Source organism: Mesorhizobium sp. M2A.F.Ca.ET.067.02.1.1 (genome assembly GCF_004023285.1).
Classification (GTDB): Bacteria; Pseudomonadota; Alphaproteobacteria; order Rhizobiales; family Rhizobiaceae; genus Mesorhizobium.
Genome location: NZ_RZSB01000879.1, coordinates 1 through 2,246, shown reverse-complemented (window position 1 = coordinate 2,246; position 2,246 = coordinate 1). Strand labels below are relative to the sequence as shown.

At 61.0% G+C, this 2,246-nt stretch carries 2 protein-coding genes; both read right to left on the bottom strand.

Annotated elements, in window-relative coordinates; translation table 11 throughout:
• A partial coding sequence (locus EOA28_RS33150; RefSeq protein WP_148671020.1) for an SUMF1/EgtB/PvdO family nonheme iron enzyme occupies positions 1-558 on the bottom strand: 558 nt, incomplete at its 3' end.
• A gap of 89 nt (positions 559-647) precedes the next feature.
• Complete coding sequence (locus EOA28_RS33145; protein ID WP_127251404.1) at positions 648-2,153, bottom strand: arylsulfatase; 1,506 nt, start codon at positions 2,151-2,153, stop codon at positions 648-650.
• Positions 2,154-2,246: the final 93 nt, after the last annotated feature.

Genomic DNA, 2,246 nt, shown 5'->3' with positions numbered 1-2,246 from the left:
ATCGTTGCGGAAAGGGAACTCGCCCTGGTAGGTGTTGGCCATATGCCGGCCGCCAGGCGTCAGCTCGGCGCCCCAAACGAATTCGGCGCCCTCCAGCCCGCCGCGGGCGGCAAACTCCCACTCGGCCTCGGTCGGCAGAGCCTTCCCCGCCCAGTTCGCATAAGCTTCCGCGTCCTCATAGGCGATGTGCACGACGGGATGGCTGTCGAGCCCCTTCAGCCCGCTGGCGGGGCCGCGTGGGTGCCTCCAGTTCGCGCCACGGACGTAAGCCCACCAGTTGTAGTGATTGTTGCGATCGATGCCGCGCGAGGGCCTGACGAACAAGGCTGAGGCCGGCGCCAATGATTCTGCACTGGCCCCGGGATAGTCCGCGGCATTCGCTGGACGCTCGGCCAGCGTGACATAGCCGCTGGCCTCGACGAAGCGTCTGAACTCGGCATTCGTGACGGTCGAGCGATCCATCCAGAAGCCGCCGACGACGACGCGGTGCGCCGGCGCCTCTTCGGGATAGTGGCTGTCCGAGCCCATCAGGAACTCGCCGCCGCGAATCCAAAGCATATCGGCGTTTGACGAATCCGTTGGCTTTGCTGCAGGTCGCGCTTCAGTCATCGGCTGGTCTCGTCTGAACGGCAGAGCGCATCCGCCGTTCAATCCCCCGCAGCGAACATTTCCTCCGGGCTTGGTGTCACCAGCGGCGTGAAGTAGGTCAGCCGCACTGCCTCCATAAGCAACAGCGGGGGTTTCATCTGGGCTGCGAGCTCGGTGATCCTTGCCTGCAACACCTTGACCTTATCAGGATACTTATCAGCCAAGTTAGTGGCCTCCGATTTGTCCTGCGACAAATCGAACAGCTCTATCTTTTGCGGCAACGTTGCCGACCACAACAATTTCCATTCGCCCTCGCGCACCGCACCGGCCATCGGATCGACATTGTAGACGATCTCTGTGCGCGGCGAAGGTTTGCCCTCGCTGATGGCCGGCCACATATCCACGCCGTCCAGCGGTTTATCCTTGCCAGGCTTGGCGCCGGCCAGCCCAGCCAGTGTCGGCAACATGTCGACGACATGCATGAGGCCATTGAAGACGCCAGGCTTGACCTTGCCGGGCCAGTTCATGAAGGCGACCGAGCGGGTGCCGCCCTCATAGAGGGTGCCCTTGCCTTCGCGATAGGGGCCGTTATCCGCAGGCAGCTTGCCACCCACCTTCGAGTCGCCCGCAAACATCGAGTTAACGACGCCACCGTTGTCGCTCATGTAGACGATCAGGGTATTGTCGCGAATCCCTTTCTTCTCAAGGGCGGCAACGACATTGCCGATCTCGTCATCGATCACCGAGATCATTGCGGCATAGGCTCTGCGGTTCTCGTCGGCGATGTTCTTATATCGGTCGAGATATTCCTTCGGAGCCTGGAATGGCGTATGGGGCGCGGTGAAAGCGAGGTAGAGAAAGAGCGGCTTCTTCTGATCGTGAGCGTTGATGACCCGGACAGCTTCCTGACCGAACAACGTGTTGTCGAAGCCCGGTTCCTTGATCGGCTTGTTGTTCCTGTACCAGTCCGCGATACCATGCGATGCATGTTTGAAATGGTCGATCTCGCCGACCGTCGCCCCGTAGAATGAATCAAATCCACGCTGCTTCGGCCAGTAGTCCGTCTTGGCATGGCCGAGATGCCATTTGCCACTCATCGCCGTCTGGTAGCCCGCGTCTCTTAGGATTTGCGGAAGAAGTGTCTCATCGAGCGGAAGGCCATAGGTTCCCGCTGCGGGGACAACGCCAACCTGCATGCCATAGCGCAGCGGATAGCGGCCGGTCATGAGGGCGCTGCGCGTTGGTGTGCACATCGGCTGCACGTAATATTCTTCGAGCTTCGTCCCTTCCGCGGCAAGCTTGTCGATGTTGGGCGTCTTGATGTCCGAGCCGTGATAGCCGACGTCTTTCCATCCCTGATCGTCCGCAACGATGAAGACGATGTTCGGCTGCGAGGGCTGGGCCGCCGCCGTCTGGACGCCCGCAAGGCCGGCGAGCGCGCCGGAAAGGCCGACAGGTGCTGCAAATCGCGAAACCGCAGCCGCAGTGCCGCCCATCAAAGCGTCCCGTCGCGTGATTCTGTTGGTTGCACCGGCTTCGGCCGGGAAGTCTCGATCGTTGCTCATATTATGCCCCTGCTCTGCTAATTCACGCCGTTCTGCTCAAAACCGCGGCGCGTCTGGTGTTCTGGCGCCAATCATTTGCCTGGAATCCAAAGG